General features: G+C 42.7%; 7 protein-coding genes. 3 read left to right on the top strand and 4 right to left on the bottom strand.

Annotated features, from left to right (window positions below; translation table 11 throughout):
• Window positions 1–14: 14 nt before the first annotated feature.
• Both VM640_RS14485 and VM640_RS14480 read left to right on the top strand, forming a co-directional pair.
• The gene (locus VM640_RS14485; RefSeq protein WP_325393438.1) at window positions 15–1,208 is read left to right on the top strand and encodes an MFS transporter; all 1,194 of its coding nucleotides are present in this window, start codon (window positions 15–17) and stop codon (window positions 1,206–1,208) included.
• 80 nt (window positions 1,209–1,288) lie between these two features.
• Window positions 1,289–2,509, top strand: a complete 1,221-nt coding sequence (locus tag VM640_RS14480) for a CoA transferase (protein ID WP_325393434.1) — start codon at window positions 1,289–1,291, stop codon at window positions 2,507–2,509.
• Window positions 2,510–2,641: 132 nt separating this feature from the next.
• Here VM640_RS14480 and VM640_RS14475 read toward each other — a convergent pair whose 3' ends face one another.
• Window positions 2,642–3,022, bottom strand: a complete 381-nt coding sequence (locus VM640_RS14475) for a winged helix-turn-helix transcriptional regulator (RefSeq protein ID WP_325393432.1) — start codon at window positions 3,020–3,022, stop codon at window positions 2,642–2,644.
• Between the two features lie 233 nt (window positions 3,023–3,255).
• Between VM640_RS14475 and VM640_RS14470 the strand changes: the two genes are divergently transcribed.
• A complete protein-coding gene (locus VM640_RS14470; RefSeq protein WP_325393430.1) occupies window positions 3,256–3,924 on the top strand; it encodes a redox-sensing transcriptional repressor Rex in 669 nt (222 codons plus the stop codon).
• A gap of 89 nt (window positions 3,925–4,013) precedes the next feature.
• Here VM640_RS14470 and VM640_RS14465 read toward each other — a convergent pair whose 3' ends face one another.
• The 3 genes from VM640_RS14465 to VM640_RS14455 all read right to left on the bottom strand — a co-directional run bounded on the left by VM640_RS14465 (window position 4,014) and on the right by VM640_RS14455 (window position 7,334).
• On the bottom strand, window positions 4,014–6,632 hold the full coding sequence (locus tag VM640_RS14465) for a RyR domain-containing protein (RefSeq protein WP_325393436.1): 2,619 nt from the start codon (window positions 6,630–6,632) through the stop codon (window positions 4,014–4,016).
• Between the two features lie 89 nt (window positions 6,633–6,721).
• Complete coding sequence (locus VM640_RS14460; protein WP_325393428.1) at window positions 6,722–7,036, bottom strand: cytotoxin; 315 nt, start codon at window positions 7,034–7,036, stop codon at window positions 6,722–6,724.
• Window positions 7,020–7,334 carry an AbrB/MazE/SpoVT family DNA-binding domain-containing protein gene (locus VM640_RS14455; RefSeq protein WP_325393426.1) on the bottom strand — a complete coding sequence of 105 codons (315 nt, stop codon included), beginning with the start codon at window positions 7,332–7,334 and terminating at the stop codon, window positions 7,020–7,022. Before VM640_RS14455 ends, VM640_RS14460 begins: the two co-directional genes overlap by 17 nt.
• Window positions 7,335–7,667: the final 333 nt, after the last annotated feature.

The raw sequence follows: 7,667 nt of genomic DNA, 5'->3' as shown, positions 1-7,667 counted from the left end.
TTGCTTGCAGTTTAATGTTCTTTGCTGCAGTAGGTATGCTGGGGAATACGAACGGACTCTACCTGTCTCCAGTTGCTAAAGAAATGGGTTGGACCCGGACAGATGCTTCCTGGTATCTTACGATCTTTATCCTGACAATGGCTATATGCCAACCGATCGCCAGCCGAATGATGGCGAAATTTGATATCAGATTAATACTGGGTGTGGCAATGACGATGGTGTGTGCATCTACCGGAGCAGCTGCCTATTTCAACACCGTCATGGCCTGGAACATCTCCGGTGTATTTATGGGTATTGGACAGGCGTTCATCATGTACTTGGCGGTGCCTGTGCTGCTCGGTAACTGGTTCAGTAAAAAAATGGGTACTGTTTTAGGGATTGCTTTGGCCCTTGGAACGCTTGGTTCCGCGATTGCTAACCCGGTTGCCGGCGCTCTGATTACTCAATATGGTTGGAGAAGCGCTCGTCTGATTATGGCCATAGCTGCCTGGGTCATCTCGATGCCAGGAATTCTCTTCGTTATCCGTTTAAAACCTTCCGATAAGGGAATCAGACCGTATGGCTATGAAGAAGGAGCGACGACAGGAGCTGCTGCGAATGCTACGGCAGCATTAACAGGTGTTTCTTCAGCACGAGCGCTGAAATCTGCCGCACTTTGGCTCATTATGCTTTTAGCAGGTTTAATCGTCCTCAATGCCTCCATGAATACGCAAGTTCCTGGATATGCGACATCAGTGGGCTTTGCCACAACCGTTGGGGCATTTGCCATGACCGTGTTGAACTTCGCGAATATGGGCGGTAAACTTTTCTTAGGCTGGTTCAATGACAAGGCAGGATATGTCACGACCACTATCTTTTCTTTAGTATGCGGTGTCATTGGTGATGTGATCATTTTGATCAGTAAAGGTAATTTAACCCTGTTCTATGTCGGTTTAGTTTTCTTCGGGATTGCCTTTTCGGCCTTAACGGTTATGCTTCCGCTGATCGTAAAAGGGATTTTTGGACAAAAAGATTTCGGCAAGATTTATGCAAATGTTACCTTGGTACAAAGTTTGTTTAGCGCCTCAGCCGTGATTATCTATGGAAAAATCTTTGATATTACCCAATCCTTTAAAGCAGCCTGGCAGCTCAACGTTGGCGGTCTTATTATCGGATGTATCCTTGCTATCTTAGCCGCTAACTTAGGGAAGCGCCTAAAGCACGAGTAGAACTTAACGGAAGACTAAAATTAACCCCAATTAGGCTCATCTCTGATTGGGGTTAATTATAGCGATAAGGAGGCAACAAAATGGCAAAAAGAACAGATATCCCTCAATTTGGTCTGTTGTCAGGCATTAGAGTAGTTCATTGTACGACTTCTATTGCAGCTCCTCTGGCTGCGTCACTTTATGCAGAAAACGGGGCTGAAGTCATTATGCTCGAAAATGCTAAAACCCCCTGTATGTCTCGTAACCGTTATGGTGGTCCCTTACAACAAAATGCCAAGAACGAGCGTAATCTATCCCTCGATCTCCCCACACTAGAAGGAAAAAAAGTGTTCTTGAAACTAATGGAACAAACGGATATTTATATTGAAGCCTCCAAAGGAGGCCAATATGACAAATGGGGATTAAATGATGAAGTGCTGTGGGAGCATAACCCCCGTTTGGTGATAGTTCATATTTCAGGTTTTGGTCAAACCGGCGTGCCCGAATATGTAAGACGCGGCAGCTATGATACCATCGCTCAAGCCTTTGGCTGCTACATGCAATTAAATGGCTTCGCGGATCAGCCTCCAATCCCAGCAATGCCCCAGCCAGTGGATCATCTGTGCGGTGTTTTCGCTTTTGGGACAGGGCTAGCTGCCTTGCGAAAGGCTGAGATGACAGGAAAAGGTGAGAGCGTCGATCTTGCACAATACGAGATTGCGATGCGCTGTCAGAATTCTTTTCCTGTGGATTACACTATGGTGGGAGAAAAGCCTAAGCGTGAAGGGAACCACAGTGCCATTTGTTGCGGTTATGGGCTTTATGTCTGTCAAGATGGTAAATCGGTCTATGTGATGATATTAGGTGGAGGCTCGATTAAAAGAGCACTTCCTCTCTTGGGATTGGAATTCGGAACAGAGTTGTTTCCTGCAGACAGCTCCATGATTTATCCAGATACACCTGCAGGAGATTTGTTAGAAGAAAGATTCAAGGAATTTTGCTTAAAGAGAACCGTAAAAGAAGTAGAAGCAGTTTTTCTTGCGAATGAAGTTCCCTGCTCGAGGGTCATGGAATATGATGACGCTCTTGAGAATCCTCACTATCAAGCACGAGAAGTCTTTAAGGAATGGGAAAAAGTAGACGGAAGTAAATTCACCGGAGTCAATATTTTCCCTAAGCTAAAGAATTTCCCCGGCCAGATTTGGCGCGGAGCACCGAGTGTGGGTATGGATAACGAAGATATTCTTGCTGAGTTAGGGTTATCTGATGAAGAGATAAAAGAACTCTATGAGAAAAAGGTTATTACCCAAAGAAATATCTAATCCGCAATGGAAACCAAGTAATAAGTATTTAGTAATAATCTTAATAGTCCTCAACATAGAGAAGAGCCTGATTTCTTCACGTGAAGATAATCAGGCTCTTCTAGTAAAGGCCACGTTTGGCCAATGCTACTCTTACTTGTCCAGGCCCGCATTCAAATAGGAAGAACCAAAACCATGCATCAGTTCAAGAATCGGAAGGATTCCTTTGCCGACTTCCGTTAAACCGTATTCAACTTTCGGGGGCACAACCGGATAGACTTTTCTATAGATCAGTTTATCTTCTTCCAATCCTCTTAGTTGTTGCGTCAGCATTTTTTGAGTCACTTGGGGTAACAATTTCTTTATATCACTAAAGCGGAGCGTGTTGTAACTCAAATACCATAAGATTAGGATTTTCCACTTACCTGCAAGAAGTTCTTGGACTAAAACCATCGGGCATTTTTCGTATCTAAGACATTGTTCTTTCATATGGCATTGTTCGTGGCGGTTAGTGATTATAGTGGTTGTACTCATCAAATCATTCCTTAATTTGCTATTTTAGATTTAGTATAGCATAATTAAGTTAATGAACCCAATCATGATTTGCTTGCCCTTGTTCATGGGATAATACTAAGTACCTTTTAAGTAACTAAGGAACTAATAAGTACCTTCTTGATAAAAGGATGTTTAGTATTACAATTAGACAGTAAAGATATTCAGAAGTTAAATGGAACCTGAAATTGTGAATTATGAAGAGGAGGATTTCATTGAGAGTATTTAAAATTCCAGAAGCGACAATAATGCGTCTCTCTGTATATTCACGATTTTTAACAAAAGTGAAAAAACAGGGGAAAGTTACGATATCTTCCAATGATATCGCCAAGGGTGCTGGCGTAAACTCTGCTCAAGTCAGGAAAGACCTATCCTTCTTTGGAGAATTCGGAACACGGGGTGTAGGTTATAATGTTGAGGAATTGGAATGGGATATTCTTAAAATTCTCGGTTTAACCGTAGAATGGAATGCTGCTTTGGTTGGGTTTGGTCATCTAGGCCATGCTTTGGCTTTGCATCGTGGCTTCCAAGAGCGAGGTTTTAATTTTACCTGTATCTTTGACAATGATCCCCTAAAGATAGGAACTAAATTAAATGATGTGGAAGTTTTGCCGCTGGCTAAGCTGGAAGAAGTTGTGGCCCAGAATCATACCAGGATTGGTGTAATTTCAGTACCTGCTGATGCAGCCCAAGATATAGCGGATTCTTTGGTTAGGGCAGGCGTTCAGGCAATTTTGAATTTCGCTCCAGTCTATTTGTCTGTGCCCCAAGATATAGAGCTTCGTAATGTTGATTTAGCAGTCAATCTTGAGGTTCTTACCTTTTACCTGGAAATGCATAGACAGGGTTATTCAACTGAGCGGACTCCGAATCTTGCGAAATAAATAAAATCCTATTTAAGGATTGCATGCGAGAACCCCCTAAAGTAGAAAGTTTTCTATTTTAGGGGGTTTTAAAAATACATTGAATCTCGCTATTCCATCTTTTTAGTGCTATTCCCAACAGGAGTCAAATGAGTCTCGCAATAGCAGAGAAATTTTAGCCTTTCGATCTTAAAGTTCGAGCCAGCGAGTATCTCAGGCCAGGGTTTAATATTCTCGATGATCCTATTTTGTGCATCACTGGATAAACTTTCCCAGGGGGTCAACGAAGGGTCAGTTTTTTTCTGATCGTCGAATTGCTCGCCCCATTTCCAGCCCGCCTCTTTTTCTTTGAGGGACCTCCGTTTATGCTCGTATTTGGCGAGAATGTCTAATTCTTTGTTGGTAAATTGGATCGTTTCAGGTTTTTCCTTGACCGAGATGAGATCATAATTGACTTTTTGTAGGGCGCTAGGGATATGTCTGATTTGATCTCGAGTAGAATTCTTGAGTTCTTCACTGAGATTCTCCCAAGCTTTTCTGGGGTTGAGATTATTGGGAAGACTTTCAGAGAGAGCAGTTATATTCTTATAATTTAAATCTCGAGCTAGTTTTTCAATCTTCTCACTAAAAAAGGTATCCCGCATCAAAAGGCGCGAAAACTGTTCTTCATCGACATGGAGTTTGAGCTGTTCCTTGGAAGGCAGGTACGATTGTTCCCATTTCTTGGCGTTGTTCAGAGTGCTCATTTCAAGGATCGCTTCCATCGATCGTGCTTCATGCTTATACCTAGTCACTTTGAGCAGGGCTCGTAATACCCCGCTGTCGATCTGAGCTTCGCCATTTTCATTGATCAGATGAGGTACCCTTCGTTCCATTAGGGAACGGAGGAGCATGGCTCGACGCACAATAAATAACTGATCCCACTGATCATCGGTTTGGTTGGGTCCGAGAATATTGACATACCCTCTGAGGCGACTAATAAAGTCGGGTCCTTTGGCACTCTGAAATTCCGTAATAAATTGTTTATATTCATTTTCATCCTTAATGTCTTCGCCACTGAATTCTTGATAGGTACTACTTGTGCCACCGGCAAAGACAAAAATCGCTTTGCCGATCGGGTGAACGGAATCTCCCTCTCTAAACACACCATCCTGCATTGGAGCTAAAAAGTACTTTAACCAGCCAAGCTTCCCTTCAAAACGAGAATCAAATTCATCGAAAAATACGAGAGGAATTTTTCCCATTAAAGCAAGATCCCTGACGTTATGTAAGGCACGAAATAAATCTAACACGTTCTGGAATTGCGAGAGGTTAAAATTCAGTTTTTCAATGAACTTGGGAGCAATACTCGTGGCCACTTCGGCGACACCAAAGGATTTCCCAGAACCAGGCGTTCCAAATACAGCAATCGAGAGGGGTCGGACGACATTTTTAGCTGAAACATACTCCCCAATCAGATTTTTGATACTGCGATAGCCTTCAATCTCTGTTCTGTCAACAACCTTTAAGTTTCCAAAGCGGGCAATGGGGATAAATTTTAGCGCGCTTTTTTCACCGTTTTTGACGATATCATAGGAGATTTCGGCTAAATTTGTCGAACTTTTATCTTTAATAATGTACCAGCATGATTGGCAATTGGGGTTGTTTGAATTGCGAATGAGTACATCCTGGATCTGTTCCTTGTAGATAAAGTCATTTTCGCCTTCAATGAAAATTGCTGGATTAGGGAAAGGGGTTTTCTCGGGATTTTCACCGAAACCCTGACTAAAGTATTTTTGGGCGGCGACGATCCCCTCGCGAATCCCTTCATCAATGGTCTTATTGAGTTCTTCGTTTTGACGCATACCTGAAGCGATAGCGTGGGCAAGACCAGCAACAAAACAAGAGGTCAGCCCATACATTTTACCCTGGTTCTCCTTGATAAAACCGCCTTCGATTTCATACGTCAAAAAGTAGAGGTGGGATTCGGGAAAGCCTTCATTTTGGTAATAGATAGCGCCCTCAAGACCGAACGGGACAATCAGATGATGACATTTTGTGAGATAATTGAGGTCAGGGTTATTGTTCATTTGCCAAACAAAGTCCAAGGCTGTTCGTTCCCAAGACAGACTTCGGCTAATATTTACGCCTTTAGAGCGGAGGTCATCCCCATTGATCACAACGACCGTATTGTCAAGATGGAGCGTCTCAATTTGATTCCAAAGTTTAGTGGAACGGTCTGGATTATTGATCTTATAGATCACGATGGGGGTTTTCCCCGGTGCTTTCAAAGCTAAGGGCCAAAATTCTTCTTCTGAGTTAAACCCATTATTCTCATCATCGATAATAACCATATCTGCGTTTTCATCATCGTCAATCATTGAAAAGAGCTTGGGAAGAATACCTGAAGTGGGTCCCGTGAACCCGAGGTAGTCCTTCACGCGGTAGACCTTATGGGGATCTTTCTCTTCGGCGGTTAGCGGAAAAAGCGCTAAATCGACCGAAGAAAGAAGAACATCTTTAGGTGAACACCCCTCAAAATCCTCGATTTGTGGGGAAAGGACCGTTGCTCCTGTGGATAGGGCTACGAGTTTAGATAAAAGCAGCGCTTCTCCAGGTTTTATAAGATGGTGCACAAGGGGATAATCTTGCCAACTCAATCCCTGAATACACTGTGGGTGAGTTTTCCAGATTAAAGAATTGTTGCAAATATCGCCAGAAACGACAATTCTCAAGTTCTTGTTATCCATGGGTTCAGGCTCCTTTGAAGAAATTATAGGGAAGAATTTGTAGTCCTTCAATCCATTGACCTCATCCAAGTGTTCAAGCTGGAAGCTGTTCATCTGCCTTCAACCTCCTTTAATTTCAAGATTAAAATGGCGGTCTGAGACAATGAATCGTGGTCACCTATGTTTCTCATTAAGAAAACATCTTCGCCGTTCTCAACTGTGATCCACTCGAAGGTAAACCGGATTGACATGTTAAGGCTCGCTTCCCAAACATTATCCGTCCCTTGTACGCGTTTAGCCCTAAACGATGGATGCTGCCAATCATCTTTAAACTGGTGCATTTTCTCAAAATATAAGGATTGGATATCCTCTGGCAATTTCTTAAAAGCTCGTTTAAAGCGGGAGATGCTATCGATCTTCATCATCCGACCTCAGATCCTTAAGAAATTCCTCCACAGAGCCGAAGTGCTTTACTTGACCAGCATCGATCTCAGCCTGAGCCTCTCGTTCTCCAGCTTGCCATTCTTCTGACCAAAACCATTCTTGATCAGCAGGGATGACCTTTTTAGGTTCTAAAATAATCTTGCCATCTTGAACGCAAAGTTCTAAGAGATCTCCATCAGTTAGGCGCAGATCACGTGTTAGATCCGCCCCTAGAGTAAGCACCGAACGCTTGCCCAACCGTATTAACCCATATGATTTTTTGGGGGGTACCGCTTGCATTGTTTTCCCTTCTCTCTGTATTTCTGATATTCTGTAATTAGTATACCAAAAATTTACTTCATTTAAATGGATTTTTTCCTCGGTTATAAAATTTTTTGCTTAACTGTTCTGCTGCTTATATTTTGTACAAAAACCACCGACAAGTTTGCAAGAAAATAGGGGGACAAAGCCCCCCAAAGAACGCCCATTTTTTTTATACTAACAGAAAGTATAAATTTTTGGCAGATAGCATAAGTGCAACCAGCGGTTTTCGCTTTCCTACGATGAATGCGGTTAAGTTCGGCAGGATAAGGCGACTAAGGCCACCGCTTTGGCGCTGACCAAGTCTTCTAT

Source organism: Desulfitobacterium sp., from assembly GCF_035539115.1.
Lineage (GTDB): Bacteria > Bacillota > Desulfitobacteriia > Desulfitobacteriales > Desulfitobacteriaceae > Desulfitobacterium_A.
This window is presented reverse-complemented; position numbering and strand designations above follow the sequence as displayed.